Genomic DNA, 20,026 nt, shown 5'->3' with positions numbered 1-20,026 from the left:
ATGCAAGGGTTTTCAACGATATTGGTAATAAACCGTAACAAATAAGCGAAGAAACCAGTAGCGGCCTCTTCGCTTATTGAATCGTTGTTTAGATTATTGTTGGTTATTTTTATAAGCCATTTGTGGGGCTAACGTCCGGCGCATTTGGAGCGCACAGAGGACTTGTTGGAGATCTAAGCGGGGCATTGGTAGGGTAGGTGCCGTCGTTTTAAAATCTTCGATGAGCCGTTGATTAATCGTTGCATCATCCAGTTGCGCTGGTTGTTGACGTAACATAAGCTTTTGGGCAATGACGATGGGATTTAAATTATGAACAGTATTTTTCAAAAGACGTCACCTCGATATACGAAATATTGTGTGTCAACAACACTAAGGCTGCTGAGACGATAGGTCAATTTTAATGCGACTTGATTAAATGAAAATAAAGATTATTGCAGTAAATCATTCGCCAAGTTAGGATTTAAATTAATCGCCGTTAGATAATCAGCACTTGCTGCATCAAAGTTATTCAAGGCATGATATGCACTCGCCCGATTAAATAAGGCTTCGGGATCATCTGGTCGTAAGGTTAATGATTGACTGTAATTTTTAATCGCGGCATCAAAATCTTGTAAAGCCAAGTAGGCGTTACCACGTGTAAAATAAGCACTGGCGTAGTTAGGATTATTCGTTAAGACGACATCATAATCAGCGATCGCTTTTGTAAATTCACCTTGGGCTTCATAAGCAATCCCACGGTTAAAATAGGAACCAGCTTCGTTGGCATTTAGCGTAATTGACTGGTCATAATCCGCAATGGCGGCTTTGATATTCCCAAGAGCAAATTCAGTTGCCCCGCGGTATTGATAAACGATGGCTTGGCTAGCGTCAGCTTTGATGGCATTGTCAAAGGCGACAATTGCAGACGCAAATTGTTGATCATTAATCAACGCTAAACCGGCTTGTAAATAGTATTCGTAATCAGTATTTTGGTTCTGAGTTGATTTCATCGGAAGTCCTACCTATTTCTTTACTTACTAAACACCACCATTATAGCAAATTATTAAAATAAATTACGGCCTTTTTTAAATAAAAGCCTGAAAATCGGCTAATTGGCTAATTTGTAGTTAAAAATTAACGTAATTAATACATCCCGGTGATAGCACAATCACATAAAAATTAGGTATGCTGAGGCTAGTTATTTTAGGACATGTAGCGCATAATTAGCGTTAAGATTATTGTTCATGAAAACACAAAGTAGTACGCTTAACATAGATCGATGTTAGTTGGAATCGTCAAAATTAGTGAGGTAGTGAAATGCGAACACGAGCAGCCGTTTTAATCGTTGATGAAAAAGCACGTCAAGTACTATTGATTAGCAGTGTCACTGGTGATCATAAATATACCGTTATTCCTGGTGGTAGTGTCGCCGCCAACCAAGATGCCCGCACGGTTGTTGTCGAGCGGGTGCAGACAGAATTGGGCCTGGATATTGCCCAGGATGCAATTGACTGGTTAGGTGAATTCGACTATCAAGGGAATCCACAAATTTGTTTTGTCACAAGTTATGCTAAGACGACGCCTAGGCTAACACCCGGAACATGTGCTCAGGCGGCCCACTGGGTGTCATTCAATGAGCTTGAACATACGCTGGATTATTTACCAGCTGTGGTCGATGCCTTTTTCCAAAGTATTGTCGTCCTGCCTTAACTACGACAGGACAACTAACTAGCAAGATAATTGTCACAACGGCCCATAGATGATGGGTCGTTTTTTTGTATTGTTGCAGTTTTTAACAGTTATTGGCTCAAAAAGCAAATATTTACGCTCGTTTTACAGAGTATTTACGATTTTTTACACAGCTTATACAACAATTAATTAATTTAATGGTAAATTTAGATTACACGAAAGGAGACAGTTAATGTCAGATACTAGTAAGCGTCAATTATTTCTTGTTTCAGCGGTTGTTTTTGTTATTTTAATGGCGATTGCCACATTTGGTGATTTAGCAATTAGCAATACTTTGATTGATTATAATAATATTTTTGGAACAACTTTCCAAACCTTTGGGGAATTCCCAATTGCCTTAGTCTTTATTATTTCCGGTCAAATTGTGATGCACTATGCCGTGCGGAGCTTAGATAATAAGTTATTCGCAATTCCCGCTTTTCTAGGTGGCCTAGGGTTATCATTGTGGCAATTACGCCAATACTTGAAAGAAGCCGTTAGTTATAGTGTCTCATGGGCAACTAACTTGGCTGAACACAAGCCAATTGGATTAGCCAACAGTGATGCGGCAACTAAAGGCTTGAGTGCTGTAACAATGTTTATCTTGTGGATGGTGGTGTATCTTGTGATCACTGCATTGTTACAATTCTGGCTTCGGACTAAAACGAACGAACAAATCGAACAATTGTTATTGGTTGCCATCTTTGCTAGCTTGGCTGTGTGGTTTGCCTTGCAAGTTAATGGGGCCTTGAAAGAATATTGGGGTCGGGTACGGCCATATGAATTGAACAAAGCTCAATCAGACTTTACGTCATGGCTCCACCCAAATGGGGCCAATGGTCATAAATCATTCCCATCAGGTCACACAATGGCCGGCACGACATTTATTGTCCTCTCATGGTTTATTGGTGAAGCCAAACGGAAATACGTCTGGACAATCGGGATTACCTATGGCGCCATTATGGGACTTAGCCGGGTAATTGTCGGCGCCCACTTCACATCTGATGTCGTCTTTTCATTCTTCTTAACTGCTTTGATTTACTTCGTGATGCGTGAATTATATCACCGAGTAGCGGCTCACACTGGGAGTGAATACTTAGGTTAAAACAGTACACAATTAATTGGGTGGCATGCGCTGGGAATTCAACCAACGATATGCCAGCCAATTTTTTATTTATAGCGCCCCGCATCAAAAAAAGTTATTAAAGCGCATTTTTTTGTAATATACTGATGCTAATAACTTAAAAAATAATGAAGGTGGTTGGGGATGAAACAACTAACACAGCAACAACGGACGACAGTATTTGTCGCGTATGTCGGTCTGTTACTCGTAGGATATGGATTATTTGGCACCAATCTAATTGATCACAATATCAAGGAGTATCTATACACGCACTTAGCAAGTTGGCAAAATGGGCTAATCAGCATAATCCCAATTGCCATCTTGGCGTACTTGTGGCCGCGGAAGGCCCACCAAGCTTAAGGGCAAAGCAAAAGTCCGTTCGTGGCTGCACGGAGGGACTTTTTGTGTGGAAAGGGTAGTGTGCAAATTTATAATACGACTCTTAAAAAATAAACGTAAACTGCCTGGAGATACTAGGCAGTTTTTTTATTTATTTACAAAATTTATGCCCACTTTTACCGGCCTTATTTGACTGTATAGGTAAGAGTCTATTTAGTAGAGTGAGGTGGGCAAAATGGTTAAAATTTATCGCAGGAAAACCCGAAATTATACGGTCATTGATAATCAAGTTGCATGTGACAAGAACTTGAGTTGGCATGCCCGAGGGATATTTCTATATCTATATAGTCAGGGGGATGAGTGGGAGTTCCTGGCAGAAGAAGTAATCGCAGAAAATATTGCTCGCCATGATACGTTCATGCAAGGAATTAGTGAACTTGAACAAGCGGGTTATTTGCGTTGTGCAAAAATCCTTCCAAATTCAGATGGCAAACAAGAAAAATTATGGGAATTATCAATGTTGCCAGTTTTTGGAAATGTGGCTCCAAGAACAGTGCTAAAGACTGATATAAGTGGCTTTTCACCACATCCGGATTTTCCGGCGCCGGTTAAGCCAGTATTGGATTATCCACCCTTGGAAAAACCAGTATTGGAAAACCCGCAACTAATAAGTACTAATAAAATAAACACTAAATATAATAAACAACAATAAACAGCGAGCAGAGCACAGATCGCAATCAAGAGGCCTGCACCCAGATCATCACGCATTTGAATGCTAAGACTGGCCGGCGATATAACCCAAAGGCAATATCAACAAGAAAGTTGCTTAATGCTCGCTTACAAGAAGGCTATCAAGTTGAAGATTTCATCAAGGTCATTGACACCAAGGTTAGTCACTGGCTCAATGACGAAAAATATAATATGTATTTACGTCCAGGGACGTTATTTGGTGCAAAGTTTGATAATTATATCAACGAGAACGTTAGTAATTCAGACAAACGTAATGGGTCATGCAGCGATGAGGAAGTGTGGTATGAGTGAATAATTACCTGAGAAATTAAAAAATAATAAAATATTTTGGTGCATTTTGAAAAAGATTCGTACTGTATTTCCAATTCAGGTGATGAGGTGGAGGTGAAATAAAAAAATTTGAAAAATATGTGGTCAAAAAACAAAATACTCGTACTGTATTGGGGTATTGAATTTTCTCAGCATAGGAGGAACGTTGATACGTCATTTGTGGATTGAAACTAAAATTGGTGGTGCGTTTGGTAATTTAGTAATGGTAGCTCGTTTTTTGCGAAAAAAGCATAAAAAATTCCCTTAAGTTGGATGCAAGCCAATTTTAAGGGAATCAGTGTCCGGAAATTTGATTGTTTTTTGTTTGATATGTTTAGTTTAACTTACTTTAATCGCTTAAAAAGCGGATCCATAATGAAGGGGGCAATCACGGTTGTTAATGTGACAACGGCCGTGTAAAAGCCAAATTGAGAAGCAGTAATTAACTGGCTTGCCAAGCCGGCGGTTAAAATTACCAAGGCCATTTCACCGCGTGCAATCATCCCGCTACCAATGGCGGTAGCTTCAAGGAGTGACACACCACTCCATTTACTAGCCAGGATAGCACCCAACATTTTAGTAATAATTGCAATTAAGGTCCACCAAACAAGCGGACCAAGATGACTACTGAGGCTAGCTAAATCAATTTGGCGGCCAATGCCAGCGAAAAATAGTGGGATTACTGTCCAAGTGGCAAGGGTAATTAAGCCATGTGATACTGGCATTATACGAGTAAAACGACGACTGATGTAACCTAAAATAAACCAGATTAATGGTAAGAAATTCGCCCAGTTAAAACCATTACCACTTGTTAACATGGTTAAACCAGTTAGACCGATAATGGCAATTAAATCATCGATAATGGCAGCACCAAGAATAACACTACCAATCCGTGAACCGAGTTGATGGTGAGTTCCTAAGACGGCTAACGTAATTGAAATTGATGTTGCTGCAAAAACGAGACCACTAAAACTAGCGACTAATAAAGTTTGGTGTAATGCTAATTCAATGAGCATGAAAACGGTAAATGGGACTAAGGCTCCTAACCAAGCGACTCGATTAGCGATTTTGAAATTAGCCTTAAGTAATTTGGTATCAACGGCAATTCCGGCTTCATACATTAGTAACCAAACCCCAATCTCACCACCAAGGTGTAGCCAATCTGTCGGTAAAGCTAAATTTAATAAACTTGGACCTAAAAGTAAACCGGTTAATATTTGACCAATTACCGCCGGTAAGTGTAATTTGGTGGCTAACCAACCAACTAAAAGGGCTCCTAGAATTAATACTATTATTGAAATCATAAACTCCTCCAAATAAAAAAAGGGTCCCCAAGTACCAACTAGCTCCCCGACTAGTTAATTCTTGAAGACACCTTCAACCGAAAAATATATTGATGATAGTATACCAGAAAAAAATTTGGAATGAAAGTCCTCAAAATAATGCTTATCATTGTATAACATGTTATAGTGGTATTCATTAATAAGTATTAGGAGGTTTTTTATACATGCAAGGAGATCCAGAGAACTCCAAGGGATGGCATCGTACGTTTATAACTTGTTGGCTCGGGTGTTTTATTACCGGAATGGGCTTTTCAATGACGATGCCATTTTTACCACTTTTTATCGGAACGTTAGGGCAATTTAGTCAATTTCAACTAAATCTCTATGCGGGAATCGCATTTTCGATTACATTTTTGGCGCAAGCAATTATTTCACCATTATGGGGAAAACTTGCGGATTTAAAGGGCCGTAAGTTGATGTGTTTACGTGCATCTGGTGTGATGGCCTTTACCATTTTTACAATTGGCTTAGCAACAAACGTTTGGATGGTAATCGTATTACGCATGCTACAAGGGTTATTTTCCGGGTACATTAATAACGCAACGGCCTTAATGGCTGGCGAAACTAGTCGGGAACATTCCGGGTCCGTCATGGCTAAGATGATGACAGCTAATGTATCCGGCAATCTCTTAGGCCCATTATTTGGTGGTGTCTTAGCCAATTTATTTGGATATCGAGTGCCGTTTTTTATAACGGGGATTCTGATGGGAATAGCATTCATTATGACCATCATTAATGTCCATGAACACTTCACGCCAATTGAGAAGCAAGCCATGAAGCCATTGGGTGAAATGATGCATACAATCAAACGCCCTAAGTTAATCTTGACAATGTTTGCAACAACGATGATTATTCAATCAGCATTGATGTCAATTAGTCCAATTATTGCATTGTTTGTTAATCAACTGATGCATGGTACTGGGGATGTTTCTCTCGTTAGTGGGCTCGTGGCTGCGATGCCAGGGATTGGAACGTTACTAGTAGCGGGATATGTTGGGCGTAAGATGGATAAAATTGGTCCAGAAAAAATTCTGGTTGGTGGCATTATCTTAGCAATTTTATCATTTGTACCGATGGCTTTTGTCAGTTCACCATGGACGTTGGCGGCATGGCGTTTTGCCTTGGGCATGGCGAATGCCGGGTTGTTACCAGCCGTACAAACGGTCTTAACCTTAGCCGTGCCAAGTGAATCGTTTGGTCGTATTTTTAGTTATAATCAAGGCTTTCAATCGATTGGTGGGGTTGTTGGTCCGTTACTAGGAGCAAGTATTTCGGGAGCGCTAGGATATAGTTATGTTTTCTTAGCGACAGCGGCACTTTTGGTACTAAATCTTGGCATTATCATTATGCAACGGCGGGCACTAATTGATAGTAATAATGCTAACCGGAAAGCAATACGTGCAATGCACAAAGGTTTGGCTAAGTCATAATAACCGTATTTTAAAAGATATTAAGCAAAGAACATGCGATAAGCGTGTTCTTTTTTTGAAATTATTTGACATGTAATTATGAGGATGTACAATTATTTAAGCAATTATTAAATACAGAAAGTAATGGTTAATATGTCAAATGTAAGTAAAAATCATCCTCAGCACTTTATTGGGATTGATTATATTAAAGTATTTGCTTGTTTTGCTGTTTTATTGGTTCATTTTCGGTTAAATATTCAATATACTATTCCGGCAAATATATTTGGTCGCTACGTTGCATTGTTTATGGCAACGGATTATCAGCTTTTTATTACTAGTGTCCCGTTGTTTTTTATGTGTACTGGATACTTAATGCTCAATAAGCGTTTTAGTTATCAATATTACATTAAACTGGGACGCGTGTTATTGTTATATGTGATATGCAGCTTGTTAACATATATGATTTTAGTTGCCGTTAAGCAACAAACTTTATCAATTGGTCAAATATGGAACGGCATTTGGAGCTATCAATTAATTAGTTATGCGTGGTATGTTTGAATTTATGCAATTTTATATTTGTTGATTCCAATCCTTAATATCATTATTAATTATTTTGATGAAAATAATAAGTACTGGTTATTATTAATGATTGGTATTTTAATGATTGCCATTGGTTTGCCAACTCCACTTGCTAGTGGTTTTGGCATTAATTTGCCGATCAATCTACATGTCATTTACCAACTATATCCGTACGTGTATTATTTAATAGGAGCATATTTACGTAAATTTCCAATCAATATTAATTGGTTTTGGATTTTAAGCCTTGAGATAATTACAACATTGGCTGGTATTGGTATTAACATGTTACGACGTAATCCATTTGTTGGTGGAGCCGAAGGAAATTATCCTTCGTTACTGGTGATGATGCAAGCGGTTGCCTTGTTCATGCTAATTAATGTTCTTGCCAAACGGTCGCATAAGTGGATCACGTGGTTGAGCAAATACACTTTACCGATTTACTTGATGTCATTTGTCGTCGATATGTTTGTTTATCCATTTTTCATCCATTGGTTAGGAAGTGGGAAAGCCACATTACCATTTGCACTATTGATTGTGATAATTGTTTTTGGTTTAAGTCTCGGATTAACCCTGATAGCTGAAACAATCACAAATCTAATTTGGACACCATTAATGAGAGTATTAATGATGCCCCAAAAATTATGGGTGAAGCAGTTTACGATTAAGCAATAATTTTTAAAAGATGTCTTTTGAGACATCTTTTTTTGTGGTCAAAAGGCCCTGACTTGCATTATGCCAAAATAATTAAGATAATGTAAAAAAGAAAGTAGGCGCTCATTTTAGTAATGTCAAAGTGATAAGTTAATACACAGTAAGAAGAAAGCATGAGGTTGATTAATATGGCAAGTGAACCTGATCATAACTCCAAACAATGGCGTGCAACGTTTTATACAATGTGGTTTGGTTGCTTTATGACTGGATTTGGGTTTTCAATGACAATGCCGTTTTTGTCGTTATTTATTGGTAGTTTAGGGAATTTTAATCGGTTTGAGTTGAACTTATACTCTGGGATTGCCTTTGCGATTACATACCTCGCACAAGCAATCATTTCACCGTATTGGGGGAGCTTAGCTGACCGTAAAGGACGTAAATTAATGTGTTTGCGGGCTTCTGGGGTGATGACGATAACGATTTTATTGACGGGATTAGTAAGTAATGTGTGGCTCGTGATTTTACTGCGTTTAGTCCAAGGGTTATTTTCTGGTTACATTAATAATGCAACGGCCTTGATGGCTGGCGAAACGCAAAAGAGTGAATCTGGGGTCGTCATGACAAACATGATGACGGCTAGTGTTAGTGGTTCACTATTAGGTCCGTTATTTGGTGGGGTCTTGGCCAATTATTTTGGCTATCGGATTCCATTTATCGTGACGGGGGTGATTATGGGATTAGTCTTTATTGCGACTTGGTTTAAAGCTGATGAACACTTCACCCCAATTCCAGCTAAAAATATCAAGCATGGGGCCGATTTTTGGCATAGTCTTGGTGATACGAAACTTATTTGGACATTATTATTGACGACCTTGATTGTAGAAACTGCTTTGATGTCGGTGGGACCAATTATTTCGTTATTTGTCGCTGAATTGATGCATGGACATGGTAATATTTCCCTTGTTAGTGGGGTAGTAGCGGCAATGCCGGGCTTTGGGGCCATTTTGGTTGCGCGCAAAGTTGGTCATAAAATGGATAGTATCGGGGCTGGTAAAATTTTATTTGGCGGCTTGATTTTAGCAACGCTATTCTTTATTCCGATGTATTTTGTTACTAATCCGTGGATGTTGGCGTTATGGCGGTTGTTACTAGGAATGGCGAGTGCGGCGATGTTACCAGCTGTACAAACGGCACTGACGGTTAGTGTACCGCGGGATGTTTTTGGGCGGATCTTTAGTTTTAATCAATCTGCACAAGCCATCGGTGGGGTCGTGGGCCCAATGTTGGGGGCAATTATCTCAGGGGTGTTTAGTTACCAAGCGATTTTTGCCGTGACAGCAGCATTGTTAATTATTAATCTAATCGTGTTGTTCTTTAGTCGGACGCATTTGGCAAGTTTACGCAAATAATTGCGAATTATTTAAAATATACAAAAATTGCTTAATTTTTAGCAATCGATGTCAATAATCTGCTAAAGTAAAGATAAGCGTCATGCGATTGTGAGAGAGCGCATTGATTAGAAGGTTTTGAAAACCAACTCCGACGCATAAGAGAGAGGCTTAACTTATTAAGAGTTAAGCGTAGGGCTTGCCAGTTATAGCTAGGCAAGTCCTTTTTTGCGTCATTTTGATAGATGAAAGTGGACTGAAAGGTTAAGTGGTGACGTTAGTTCAGTTATTGTTGCAATAAAAATGGAACAATATTTGCAAAAAAACGTTGACAAATAGTAAGTAAATCCTTATATTAAACATGTAACACAGAGGGGATTTAACTAAATTAAAGGGGATACTTATGAAGATTTTAATAATTGGTGCTACTGGAATGGCCGGGAGCGCATTGACTGCTTTAGCAAACCAAAAAGGCCACACGGTGGTCGCAAATGGGCGTGATGCGGATAAACTAGCCCAACTTGCACAAGATAATGCCGGCATTGAAATACTAGCCCAAGACGCTTTTACCTTGACTAAAGCGCAATTAGCAGCATATGACGTCGTTGTAGATGCCTTTGCTGTGGCTCCAACTGCAGCATATTTGCACATTGATTTAGCAGCACACTTGGTTCATGAACTTCGGGGGGAAGACAAGCCACGTGTTGCCTTTATTTTGGGAGCTGGAAGTCTTAAGCATGGTGATCACTTAGTCGTTGATGAAATTTTAGCGGACGAAAGTACCTTGCCATGGCGAGCAGTACCACAAGCGCAGTTAGTCGAATTAGATTTCTTGCGCTCTGTCGATAATGTCAATTGGGTTGGTTTCTCACCAGCACAATTGTTTACGGCTGGTCCAGCTAGCGATAAGCCATTGCATGGGACGGAAGATATTTTGTTTAATGCAGCGGGTGAATCAGTTACTACGGCTGGGACAATGGCAGTTACAATCCTTGCAGAATTAGAACAACCAACGACTAAACATGGTCGTTTAACGGTTGCTAACGGCTAAATTTAAATGTAAAAAATAATAATATTTATTATGAATTTCTTACATTTAAACGACTTAATACTGCATTAATTTGGTTCATGGTTATAATTGAGTCAGCATTTTAAAGGAGACTTACTTATGACAGAAGCATTAAACTTAGATTTAGCCAAAACAGCGTTGGTCGTTGTTGATGTCCAAAAAGGCATTGTCGGCTATGATAATATTGCACCAATCGATGGTCAAACATTAGTTGCGCGCAACAATCAATTGGCAGATGCCTTTGCTGATGCTGGTGCAACCGTAGTATTAGTTCGGGTTCGTAATACTGGCCGTGAAGGTTTCAATCCAGTGACAGATGCCCCACATGCACCTGCTAAGCCAACCGAAGAAGCCTTTGCTGAATTAGCACTTGATGTCAAGGACAACCACGACGCTGATGTTGTGATTGTTGATAAACATAACTGGGGTGCTTTCCATGGAACTGATTTGGATACACAATTGCGTCGCCGTGGGATTGATACGGTTGTCTTGACGGGGATTGCTTCATCAATTGGTGTTGATACAACTGCTCGTGAAGCCGCCCAAGCTGGTTACAAGGTGGTTTTTGTTCCTGAAGCGATGACGGACTTAAGCTTACGTGCGCATGAATTTGTGACTGAAGTGATTTTCCCTCGTTTGGGTAAGACACGGACAGTGGCGGAAGTATTGGCAGCAGTAAAATAGCGTGCGAAAAACCTTTGGGAAAATTGAGCACGTTTTGGCTCAATTGCCTAGGCTTAAGCGATGACACTATTAATACGAAATGAAAAACCGACGAGCATTTGCTCGCCGGTTTTTTTGTGCGTAAATATTTATTTTACTCCACGCTTTCAACCGCAAGTTCATTAATTAGTGCGGTATGTTGCGGGAATTGAGCGTGCAATTCCGCTTGACTAAAAAGTTTGAAATCTGCAAAAGTGAAGCCGGGGGCAACCATGCAACTAACAAGGGCATAATCATCCCCAGCTGCCACCGATGAGCCGAAAATATTACCGTGATTAACAGTATATTGGAGGACATCCCCAGCCGCTAAGTCTAAGCCGACGGTCGTTTTTTGGTAGGCACCATCAGGTGAAATTTCATGGACTTGTAATGATGAACCATAGTGGAAGTACCAGACTTCATCGGCGGTTAAGGCATGTAAATGAGAAGGACTATCAGCCGTTAGCAAGAAGTAAATATTAGTGTATAGTGGACGGCCTTTATCAGCTAACCAAGTAGATGAAGCTGGTAATTCCTTGTAGTAACCACCTTCTGGATGGGGAATTAAATCTAATTTTTCAATCCAATATTCTTTTGGGATCATTGTCGGGTCTCCTTAATGTTAATAATTAAATTATTCCGGTAATAACCGAGACTGTCAAATGGTTCTTAATATTTTCTTAATGGTATGTATTGCAAACTATCCAATGTTATTGTAGTATGTATTACATACCATAGGAGGATGATGAAATGGCTGAAAATGTTTCAAGTCAACTGTTAAAAGGAGTGCTTCAAGGAATCATGCTGGTCATCTTGGCTAAGAAACCAAACTATGGGTATGGGATTACCAAGGAAATGAATGATTATGGTTTACTAGCAATTCCGAAAGGGACTATTTATCCATTATTAACGAGTATGACAAATAAAGGTTTGTTAACAACTGAAATGCATACGGCTGAAAGTGGCCGTGATCGAAAATACTACTACATCACAGAAGAGGGATTAGTAGAAAAAGCGAAATTTATTAGTGAATGGCACGAATTAGTCGGAATTGTCGGCGGCGTTGTGAAAGGGGAGTTATACGATGAAAACCAGTGAATTAATTGAAAAAAATAACGAATTACGGAAGTTACTAAATCCTGAAAATGAACAGTTTTATAGTGATTTTTTAGTCTATACACGATTAAAAGCATTTCAACAAGACGAGTTTAAAATAGAAACGATTTTATTGGAGATTCTCAACGATATTTTGGATGCGCAAGATGAAGGAATTAGTGCGGCGCAATATTTTGGTAAAAATCCTAAGCAAGTGGCTGATGATTTATTACATGTCGAGCCAATGTCATGGCGTGAAATTATTAAGTTAATTGCATTAGTGGTGGGGAATTTTCTCGCATTTGCTTTTTTACCGGCGATGGTTAATCCGCGAGCAAGTCTTGATGTTGGTCAATTTTTGTTGATGGCCGGCTATCTGATTGTCGTCATTGTCATTGGTATTAAGTACTTAGCGACAATCTTGTATCAAGCTAAGCAAAAAATTACGAATAAATATGGGCAATGGTTGTTGCAAATATTGGTCTTCATAGTGGTTGGCCTACCAATTTTGGGGTTATTTTACGTAAAGACGCCATGGCGATTTGTGTTTGCCGGTTGGCCAAGTATGGTCGTCATTGGCTTGGTTTTACTAGCTTTGACGATTTGGTATGTCTTTTTCACTAACAAGGAAACGAGATTAGTTTATTTGCCAATTTACCTTTTTGAGATTGTGAATGGTGGCTTAGGTCTGCTAATGCGCTTTAATGGAATTGAAAAATTAGTATTTGATACTAAAAATGGTCGCTTAATCTTGGGCGGGGGCCTCTTTGTATTATTGATGTTATTTTGGGTGGTTATTTACTTCCAAAATCGCAAAATTAAAAAGTAGTAATTAAAAACCGGTCTAAACACATTGTTTAGACCGGTTTTTAATTTAATGGAAAGTGCGCATATTAGACATGTGGATGGTCTGGTATTTATGGGATACCCGTTTTTTATAACGATAATGGCCGTACCCCCAACTGTAAAGCATGAAAAGGAAACAGAATGGTAGCATGATGTAATCATAAAATCGAAGCTGTGGGGTTTGAAGCCAGATAAAAATTAATCCGATAGTTCCGACGGTTGGTAGGATACCGCCGAGCCAGAAATAGCGATTGTTGGCGAGCACGAATTCTTCTAATAAGACTAATACAATTGCAATGATGATGAAAGTAACTTGATTCATATAAATGCTCCTTTTCATATTATAGGGTACACAATGATGAATGACTTATTGAATCCTATCATAAGCAATCTTTAGCCAAAAAGACACTATCTTAACTCAAAAAGGAAGAAAATTATTCTTGACTGTTCAGTCAAAAATACTTAAAGTAAGGGTATGGGAAGAAATAAGAAATTTGATCCAGCAGATGTATTACAAGCTATTGGTTTGTTGTTTATTAAAAATGGCTATAATGGCACATCGCTCGACGATATTGTTAGAGAAACCGGGTTACTACGAGGTAGCCTATACGGCACTTTTGGCAGTAAATTAGGGATGTTTATAGCTACACTTGAGTTGAGCTTACATGAAGAGAATTCGGAATTGAGGTGGGGGTTGTTACTCATTGGAATGCTTGAAGTAGCACCGCAAAGTACTAAAGTGACCCAAATAATGCAAACATGGTATGCCACTAATCAAACACCGGATATCGAAGCACAGATTGGCCATGCCTTATTAAAACACAGCGGTATTATTACAAAAGGAGACTAAATCATGGAAAATGTTGTTAAAATTGAAAATCAAACATTAATTGTCATACCGCAAGGGGTTAACAAACTGGCCGCGCTAAAAGATAAACTTGAATTTCCGCTAGCGCAAGTAGTCGGGGCCTCAATTGATGCTGGTATTTTACACGAAAGTAAAGGATTAAGGGCACCGGGAACCGCTTTACCAGGTTATTGGGCCGGTACATTTCACAAAGATGGTGAAAAAACGTTCTTTAATGTTAAAAGTAGTAGTCAACCGGTAGTAATTCAACTCAAGAATGCAGAATTTGCGCGATTAGTTTTAGGTGTTGACCAACCAGTTGAGTTGGTGCGTGTAATCAATAATCACATCAATTAACTTTAAACTACTTGGATGATTAATCTGTATCTGGAACGACTTGCCTCAATCCCCTTGAACGCTCTTAGTTGGTGTTACTTATGATTTTTGGTAAAATCAATAGTAGGAACATAAAGGGGGAAACGATGCAAGAAATTAAAAATGTACTCGCACCAATGCACAATAAGCATGGTATTAAAAATCAACAAGCGCTGTTAACGATTCGTGGTGCCGCTGTGGCTGCTGCTGGAGTCGCTGTATCGCCGATTCCATTTACTGATGCGGCCCTCTTAATTCCTGGACAAACGGCCATGATTATTGAACTATATCGGCTTTATGACCGTTCAATTACAGAAGGTGCGATCAAAGGAATCTTGAGTTCACTTGCTACAACGACGGTTGCCCGTGGCGTTGTCGGTAACTTATTTAAGTTTATTCCAGGATTAGGTACTGCGACTGGTGGGGCAATTAATGCCACCGTCGCATATACTTTTACTAACTCGATGGGAATTGCGGTTGCGCAAGCACTTGAAGCGGGTGAACTAGATAAACCAGGGGATTTAAAGGATGTTATTTTGGCAGCCTTTAACTTTCGTCGGACTGGTCGTAGTCGCCACCAAAAGTAAAAATGTGTTAATTAAGAAGTTACCATCACGGTGACTTCTTTTCTTATATGAAAAATTAACCAAATTCATGATAATTATTGGCATGTTTTACCATAATAAATTATTATTAGGATGGAGCTATTTTTGATAATCCGTAATATATAACGTATATTTTATTAATTAAGCTAAAAACTTACGGTTTAGTGTAAGTAAGCTAAGTGTTTGATAAAACAGATGATTGTATGGGAATAAGGAAGGGGTAACGCATGCAAAAATCAAAGGGAAGGTTGCTGACTGAAATAGGTACGATTGTCGGGATTGTCGTCTTAGGCTATATTGGTCTAGCACCTGAAAAGCCCAAAGATACAACAATCAAAATGGATCATGGTCAGATGACTTACACAGGAGCGATTTTGAACAATAAATTTGCCGGACAAGGAACGTTGCACGTTAAAAATCAAGGACAATATGTGGGAAACTTTGCGGATGGTCGTTTCCAAGGGATTGGAACCTTCACAGCTCAAAATGGTTGGCGAATGAAGAGTAATTTTAACAATGGACAACTAGTCAAAAAAGTTAAACTCCATATTGGTGATAAAACATATAGTCAAAAAATTTTAGCAGATGGGACGTTAAAAAATGCGCATTAAATGGTTTAGTCTAGTCCGTATTACTGGGCTAATTTTAGTGTTAACATATCACTTTTTTCAAACTAAATTCACTGGTGGTTTTATTGGGGTGGATGTCTTCTTTACTTTTTCCGGATTTTTAATCACGGCTTTAATGGTCGATGAATTTATTAAAACCAATGAGTTTAAGTTACTTGATTTTTATCGCCGGCGGTTTTACCGGATTGTCCCACCATTGTTTATCTCCGTATTGGTAGTTTTACCATTAACGTATTTTGTTGATCACGATTTTGTGACCGGGATTGGTAAACAAATTGCGGCGGCATTGAGTTTTACGACTAACTACTTTGAAATTGCCACTAGTGGGAGCTATGAAAATAAGTTCATTCCGCATTTGTTTGTGCATACTTGGTCGTTAGCCGTTGAAATGCATTTTTACATTATTTGGGGTATTATTGCCTTTATTGTTGCGAAAGTTAGTCGCCACTATCGGACCGATGAGTTATCGGGCGTTGCGTTATTTAGAAGTATTTTATTTGTTGTTTCAGGTATTTTAGCAATTGGTAGTTGTTTAGCAATGGCCATTGGCGCAATGGGTTTGAAAGATTTCTCACCAGTTTATTTCTCAAGTGTGACACATAGTTTTCCATTCTTTATTGGGTGTATGCTTGGAATCGTGACGGGGATAAAAAATCATATTCCAACATACAAGCGGATTACCGCGGCTGTTAATCAGCCGATTGCCACCGGAATTATGGTTATTAGTTTCTTAGCGTTGATTAGTCTAGGGTACTGGATGAAATTTGATAGTATTGTGACGTATCAAGGTGGTATGGTGGTTGCTTCGCTCTTAGCTGGTGCAATGATTTATGGTGCGCGGTTATTACACGACCACACGCCAAATATTAATGAGCCACGATGGGCAACGTTTTTAGCGGATGTTAGTTACAGTGTTTACTTGTATCACTGGCCACTGTACGTAATCTTCTCACACATGATGTCTAATACGTTAGCGGCTATTGTGACCACAATTGTGGCAATTATTTTATCAGCTATTTCTTATTATATTCTAGAACCAGTTATTGCCGGTAAGTCAGCCCAGTTCTTAGGACACACATGGACATGGCGTCAATTACAATGGCCGGTCCTAGCAGTGGCAGCTGCCTTAACAATTAACCTTGGCGTTGTGGTTAAACATGCGCCAACAGTCTCTTTATTAGAAGAATCATTATGGGTCGGCGGTATCTATCAAGATATTGATAAACTCACTGCGACTCACGATGCGATCTTAGCGGCGGCAAAACCACGTGATAAGCAAAATAAAGAAATTCCAGCGGGGGTATCAATTATTGGGGATAGTGTAACTTTGGGGACCCGGGCTTATCTAGGGGCTAATGTACCTGATAGTAGTATTGATGCTGAAGGTGACCGGACCATGAATTTGGCGTATCAAGTGATGATGAATCAACAACAAAGTCATACTTTACGGCAATATGTGGTCATCTGTATTGGGACGAATTCATTAGATGACTACGCCGTGCAAACAATGAAGCTCGTCAATGACTTAGCACCAGGTCACAAGTTGATCTTTATGACCCCGTATAATCAACACGCCACTGCGAGTTGGAACTCTACGAAGTCAGCAGTTTTAGAACGGCAATTAGCAGAAAAATACAAGTTTATTACGGTTGCAGATTGGGATAAGGCCGCTGCACAACATCCTGAAATCTTTCAAGGCACTGATGGAGTCCACTTTGCGGGGCGCCATGCAGGGGATGTTTTATATGCTGATGTAATGAACCAAGGGTTAAAAGAAGCCAAAGATAAACCAGCGAAATAAAAGTTTAACCCTCTAGCCAAGCACTAGTGGCAGTTACTTGTACAAAATCAAAAGGGAAGTGAACGCAATGTTCACTTCCCTTTTGATATACCTAGGATAGCTTATTTTAGAGTGTTTAAATCTAACCGTGTAGCGTTTCTTCCAACTTATCGCCGGCACTATCAATTTTTTTAGCAGCAAAGATTGTGCCACCAACTAAGATACCACCAACGAGAAGGGTTGAAGCAATCATAAATTTAAAAACGGCTTTTAAAATTTCCATGTTATTTCCCCCAAGCGAAAGATATTTGATGAATAATTAATTGTTAGTTCGTCCAAAAAAGAACGAAACAACCGCAACCACAATGACCGCCCCAATAATTGATGGGATTAAAGCCATATTAGCTAAGTGTGGTCCCCAGTCACCAAGAATTGCTTGGCCAACGGCTGAACCAACAAGGCCGGCAATAATATTGGCAATCCAACCCATGGATTGGCCTTTACTAGTAATTGCGCCGGCAACTGCCCCGATAATTGCTCCAATGATTAATGTCCATAACCAGTGCATAACAATACCCCCTTACAAAAAATAAATTTGGTTATTGGTAACACTTTAATAATACCAACATCCCTTTATTAAAGTATAAGCGGGTAATTAATAAACTACAAACATTCTGCTTACAGGATATGTTGAATTGTAAAGAAGTATCTTACGAGCGCCACAGCATAGTGGGGATGTTGTGCTTGAGCTTTGAGGATGGTAGCTAAACGACTTGGATAATCAGTAATAATGCCATCAACGTTCATGACGGATAACCAATACATTGATGGGCGATCGTTGGCCGTCCAAGCATAAACTTGCTTATGTTGCCGGTGTACATCTAAGACACCTTCAGGGTCAAGGGTGCTATATTCAATAGTATAAAAATCATTGTTACTAGTAGGAAGTGCCTCTGCATTATACGGTAAAATATAACCGATTTTGAAGTTACGGTTTTGTTTTTTTATATCACTAATTAAGTTCTTGTTAAGTGAGTGCAAAATCGCTCCGTTTTCGGCTAGTGGTTTGGCAAATTCACTTAGGAAATATTTAGCGGTACCTTTATCAGCAACGAGCGGTGTTTTTAATTCGACTAACAGGCGTTGATGATGTTTAGTGGCATACGCTAAGTACGCTTTCAATGATGGAATCTTAGCACTGTGACCATCAACATGCATCGTTAATTTAGTTAGTTGATTGAGGGTTAATTGAGCAGGTTCTTTATTAACACCGGTTAAGGCTTTTAAGTTAGGATCATGCATAACGACGAATTGATGGTCTTTAGTTAGTTGGACATCTGTTTCAACAAAAGCGGGATGGGCACTTTTAATTGTTTGACTAAGACTTTCAATACTATTAGGAACCCCGTTTTTCCCGTTAACACCGCGGTGTGAAAGAATTATGGGTGTGTGGGTAATTGGTTGTAACCAGCCGTTTTCCAATGTTACTGATAGTAAACCGCATAATAATAAGACAGTGGCATAGCCAATTGACCAGTGCCAACGCCGCTTGATGGCACGTAAAGGATGGCTAACGTGAAAATCAGTTGCCGGTACTGATAACAAATACCGCACCATTTGCCAGCAAAACCACGTGGTTAAACCATACATGAGTGCTGTGAAGACCCAAATTAACATATTGGCACTAAATAAAGCATCAAAAGCACTCGCGTGATCGGCTAATTTTTGAATACCATATAGGGCTAGAGCGGCTAATCCACCAACACATAGATTACAAATAACCGCCCCGATAAAACGGAGGACATGCCACCAGGTTAAGGTGTGCCAGCTTTGTTTGACGGCCGCCGTGAACTTTTGCCCAGCCATTAAGTTGGGGATGACTTGTGCTAACTTAAGCATGACTAGCAAATAAGCGCCATAACCAACTAATGCACTAAAACCTAAGGCGGGTTTTTCAATTAAAACTTGGCTGATGAAGTCGGGTAACTTAATTAACGTGATAAGCGGGAGGTGATAGCCAATCATGACCATTGGTACTAAGGCCAGGCTTGTTAAGAGTAACATGAAGAAAATTCCTGGATTAAAAGGATGAAAATACATCGCATCAGCGCGGGTTGGTTGTAACAAGCGGCGGAGCAAAATTTGGAGTTGCAAAGTAAAAAACCAAAAGACGACAAGATAGATAAATAATGGCAAAGCTAACTGGCCAAGATGACTAGTAATAAAGCTAAGAGCATCATGGATTGAAGTGCTAGGGATACTAGCGGTATTTAGAAAGTGCAAGTTGGCATAGTTGTAAATTGCCGCCCATAACCAGTTGAACATAAATAATAGAACAGGCGTGATGACAAAAAACGCTTGCCACAAGGCCGCTTTTGGCGGGGTGTACTTTGATTGAGGCATGAGAATACCACCTTTCAAATTATAATTACTTCTATCTTATGCAAAAACGACAAACTTGTAAAAAATAACGCATGCAT

General features: G+C 39.3%; 24 protein-coding genes and 1 pseudogene. 17 read left to right on the top strand and 8 right to left on the bottom strand.

Features of this window, described 5'->3' with window-relative positions; all coding sequences use genetic code 11:
* Positions 1 to 93 precede the first annotated feature (93 nt).
* On the bottom strand, positions 94 to 327 hold the full coding sequence (locus tag LQZ75_RS02465) for a hypothetical protein (RefSeq protein ID WP_230096261.1): 234 nt from the start codon (positions 325 to 327) through the stop codon (positions 94 to 96).
* 101 nt (positions 328 to 428) lie between these two features.
* Positions 429 to 989, bottom strand: coding sequence for a tetratricopeptide repeat protein (locus LQZ75_RS02460; protein WP_230096260.1), 561 nt, complete (start codon positions 987 to 989; stop codon positions 429 to 431).
* A gap of 307 nt (positions 990 to 1,296) precedes the next feature.
* Here LQZ75_RS02460 and LQZ75_RS02455 point away from each other — a divergent pair, with 307 nt between their 5' ends.
* The 5 genes from LQZ75_RS02455 (at position 1,297) to LQZ75_RS02435 (ending at position 4,210) form a co-directional block, all read left to right on the top strand.
* Positions 1,297 to 1,689 carry an NUDIX domain-containing protein gene (locus LQZ75_RS02455; protein ID WP_230096259.1) on the top strand — a complete coding sequence of 131 codons (393 nt, stop codon included), beginning with the start codon at positions 1,297 to 1,299 and terminating at the stop codon, positions 1,687 to 1,689.
* Positions 1,690 to 1,900: 211 nt separating this feature from the next.
* Positions 1,901 to 2,812: a phosphatase PAP2 family protein gene (locus tag LQZ75_RS02450; protein ID WP_230096258.1), complete on the top strand. Its 912-nt coding sequence runs from the start codon at positions 1,901 to 1,903 to the stop codon at positions 2,810 to 2,812.
* A 162-nt stretch (positions 2,813 to 2,974) separates the two neighbouring features.
* The gene (locus tag LQZ75_RS02445) at positions 2,975 to 3,190 is read left to right on the top strand and encodes a hypothetical protein (RefSeq protein ID WP_230096257.1); all 216 of its coding nucleotides are present in this window, start codon (positions 2,975 to 2,977) and stop codon (positions 3,188 to 3,190) included.
* 214 nt (positions 3,191 to 3,404) lie between these two features.
* Positions 3,405 to 3,881, top strand: coding sequence for a hypothetical protein (locus LQZ75_RS02440; RefSeq protein WP_230096256.1), 477 nt, complete (start codon positions 3,405 to 3,407; stop codon positions 3,879 to 3,881).
* A complete protein-coding gene (locus LQZ75_RS02435; protein WP_354002014.1) occupies positions 3,878 to 4,210 on the top strand; it encodes a conserved phage C-terminal domain-containing protein in 333 nt (110 codons plus the stop codon). The genes LQZ75_RS02440 and LQZ75_RS02435 overlap by 4 nt, the downstream gene beginning before the upstream one ends.
* Before the next feature lie 362 nt (positions 4,211 to 4,572).
* On the opposite strand, the gene LQZ75_RS02430 is transcribed toward LQZ75_RS02435, so the two are convergent.
* Positions 4,573 to 5,532: a cation:proton antiporter gene (locus LQZ75_RS02430; RefSeq protein ID WP_230096254.1), complete on the bottom strand. Its 960-nt coding sequence runs from the start codon at positions 5,530 to 5,532 to the stop codon at positions 4,573 to 4,575.
* A gap of 203 nt (positions 5,533 to 5,735) precedes the next feature.
* On the opposite strand from LQZ75_RS02430, the gene LQZ75_RS02425 reads away from it, so the two are divergent.
* The 5 genes and pseudogenes from LQZ75_RS02425 to LQZ75_RS02405 all read left to right on the top strand — a co-directional run bounded on the left by LQZ75_RS02425 (position 5,736) and on the right by LQZ75_RS02405 (position 11,351).
* Complete coding sequence (locus LQZ75_RS02425; protein WP_230096253.1) at positions 5,736 to 7,001, top strand: MFS transporter; 1,266 nt, start codon at positions 5,736 to 5,738, stop codon at positions 6,999 to 7,001.
* A 123-nt stretch (positions 7,002 to 7,124) separates the two neighbouring features.
* Positions 7,125 to 8,231, top strand: a pseudogene (locus LQZ75_RS02420) (acyltransferase).
* A gap of 167 nt (positions 8,232 to 8,398) precedes the next feature.
* Positions 8,399 to 9,619 carry an MFS transporter gene (locus tag LQZ75_RS02415; protein WP_230096252.1) on the top strand — a complete coding sequence of 407 codons (1,221 nt, stop codon included), beginning with the start codon at positions 8,399 to 8,401 and terminating at the stop codon, positions 9,617 to 9,619.
* 382 nt (positions 9,620 to 10,001) lie between these two features.
* The gene (locus LQZ75_RS02410) at positions 10,002 to 10,649 is read left to right on the top strand and encodes an NAD(P)-dependent oxidoreductase (protein ID WP_230096251.1); all 648 of its coding nucleotides are present in this window, start codon (positions 10,002 to 10,004) and stop codon (positions 10,647 to 10,649) included.
* Between the two features lie 117 nt (positions 10,650 to 10,766).
* Complete coding sequence (locus LQZ75_RS02405; protein WP_230096250.1) at positions 10,767 to 11,351, top strand: isochorismatase family protein; 585 nt, start codon at positions 10,767 to 10,769, stop codon at positions 11,349 to 11,351.
* Between the two features lie 133 nt (positions 11,352 to 11,484).
* Here the strand turns inward: LQZ75_RS02405 and LQZ75_RS02400 are convergent, their stop codons facing one another.
* Positions 11,485 to 11,973 (bottom strand): cupin domain-containing protein, encoded by a 489-nt coding sequence (locus tag LQZ75_RS02400; protein ID WP_230096249.1) that lies wholly within the window; start codon positions 11,971 to 11,973, stop codon positions 11,485 to 11,487.
* 146 nt (positions 11,974 to 12,119) lie between these two features.
* Between LQZ75_RS02400 and LQZ75_RS02395 the strand changes: the two genes are divergently transcribed.
* A complete protein-coding gene (locus LQZ75_RS02395; protein ID WP_230096248.1) occupies positions 12,120 to 12,467 on the top strand; it encodes a PadR family transcriptional regulator in 348 nt (115 codons plus the stop codon).
* A complete protein-coding gene (locus LQZ75_RS02390) occupies positions 12,454 to 13,293 on the top strand; it encodes a DUF1129 domain-containing protein (RefSeq protein WP_230096247.1) in 840 nt (279 codons plus the stop codon). The genes LQZ75_RS02395 and LQZ75_RS02390 overlap by 14 nt, the downstream gene beginning before the upstream one ends.
* 45 nt (positions 13,294 to 13,338) lie before the next feature.
* Here the strand turns inward: LQZ75_RS02390 and LQZ75_RS02385 are convergent, their stop codons facing one another.
* Entirely contained in the window at positions 13,339 to 13,632 is a 294-nt protein-coding gene (locus LQZ75_RS02385; RefSeq protein ID WP_230096246.1) for a hypothetical protein, read from the bottom strand.
* A 153-nt stretch (positions 13,633 to 13,785) separates the two neighbouring features.
* On the opposite strand from LQZ75_RS02385, the gene LQZ75_RS02380 reads away from it, so the two are divergent.
* The 5 genes from LQZ75_RS02380 (at position 13,786) to LQZ75_RS02360 (ending at position 17,567) form a co-directional block, all read left to right on the top strand.
* Positions 13,786 to 14,160 (top strand): TetR/AcrR family transcriptional regulator, encoded by a 375-nt coding sequence (locus tag LQZ75_RS02380; RefSeq protein ID WP_230096245.1) that lies wholly within the window; start codon positions 13,786 to 13,788, stop codon positions 14,158 to 14,160.
* 3 nt (positions 14,161 to 14,163) lie between these two features.
* Positions 14,164 to 14,514, top strand: a complete 351-nt coding sequence (locus LQZ75_RS02375) for a hypothetical protein (RefSeq protein ID WP_230096244.1) — start codon at positions 14,164 to 14,166, stop codon at positions 14,512 to 14,514.
* Positions 14,515 to 14,639: 125 nt separating this feature from the next.
* Positions 14,640 to 15,119, top strand: a complete 480-nt coding sequence (locus tag LQZ75_RS02370; protein ID WP_230096243.1) for a YcjF family protein — start codon at positions 14,640 to 14,642, stop codon at positions 15,117 to 15,119.
* A 245-nt stretch (positions 15,120 to 15,364) separates the two neighbouring features.
* Positions 15,365 to 15,748 carry an MORN repeat-containing protein gene (locus tag LQZ75_RS02365; RefSeq protein WP_230096242.1) on the top strand — a complete coding sequence of 128 codons (384 nt, stop codon included), beginning with the start codon at positions 15,365 to 15,367 and terminating at the stop codon, positions 15,746 to 15,748.
* A complete protein-coding gene (locus LQZ75_RS02360) occupies positions 15,738 to 17,567 on the top strand; it encodes an acyltransferase family protein (RefSeq protein ID WP_230096241.1) in 1,830 nt (609 codons plus the stop codon). The genes LQZ75_RS02365 and LQZ75_RS02360 overlap by 11 nt, the downstream gene beginning before the upstream one ends.
* A gap of 121 nt (positions 17,568 to 17,688) precedes the next feature.
* On the opposite strand, the gene LQZ75_RS02355 is transcribed toward LQZ75_RS02360, so the two are convergent.
* The 3 genes from LQZ75_RS02355 to LQZ75_RS02345 form a co-directional block, all read right to left on the bottom strand.
* Entirely contained in the window at positions 17,689 to 17,829 is a 141-nt protein-coding gene (locus LQZ75_RS02355; RefSeq protein WP_230096240.1) for a hypothetical protein, read from the bottom strand.
* Between the two features lie 36 nt (positions 17,830 to 17,865).
* Positions 17,866 to 18,114 (bottom strand): GlsB/YeaQ/YmgE family stress response membrane protein, encoded by a 249-nt coding sequence (locus LQZ75_RS02350; RefSeq protein WP_230096239.1) that lies wholly within the window; start codon positions 18,112 to 18,114, stop codon positions 17,866 to 17,868.
* Between the two features lie 110 nt (positions 18,115 to 18,224).
* Positions 18,225 to 19,949: a glycerophosphodiester phosphodiesterase gene (locus LQZ75_RS02345; protein ID WP_230096238.1), complete on the bottom strand. Its 1,725-nt coding sequence runs from the start codon at positions 19,947 to 19,949 to the stop codon at positions 18,225 to 18,227.
* Between the last annotated feature and the right edge of the window lie 77 nt (positions 19,950 to 20,026).

This window comes from Periweissella fabaria, assembly GCF_918814575.1.
GTDB classification, from domain to species: Bacteria; Bacillota; Bacilli; order Lactobacillales; family Lactobacillaceae; genus Periweissella; species Periweissella fabaria.
The sequence above is the reverse complement of the archived record's forward strand: the minus strand, read 5'-3'. Positions and strand labels throughout refer to the sequence as shown.